The organism is Pseudomonas sp. 43(2021) (genome assembly GCF_017490805.1).
In the GTDB taxonomy this organism is placed as follows: Bacteria; Pseudomonadota; Gammaproteobacteria; order Pseudomonadales; family Pseudomonadaceae; genus Aquipseudomonas.
In genome coordinates this window covers 1-242 of the sequence record NZ_JAFGYJ010000653.1, presented here as the reverse complement: position 1 = coordinate 242, position 242 = coordinate 1, and the positions used below count along the sequence as shown (strand labels likewise).

Annotated in this window: 1 rRNA gene; it reads right to left on the bottom strand. The window is 47.5% G+C overall.

The window, feature by feature from the left end:
* Positions 1–72, bottom strand: a 5S ribosomal RNA gene (gene rrf / locus J5M71_RS29145); the annotation flags it as partial.
* Positions 73–242: the final 170 nt, after the last annotated feature.

Genomic DNA, 242 nt, shown 5'->3' with positions numbered 1-242 from the left:
ATCGGCGATGCATCGTTTCACTGCTGAGTTCGGGATGGGATCAGGTGGTTCCAATGCTCTATGGTCGTCAAGAAATTCTGTTGCCAGAATGTCCAGATGGACAGCCCAGCGAATTCGGATATGTGATTTTGTGAAGTTGCGAACTTTCGGTTCTTTCGTCTTCACCACCGCAATCTGCGCTAGCAAATTGCTTGGGTGTTATATGGTCAAGCCTCACGGGCAATTAGTATTGGTTAGCTCAA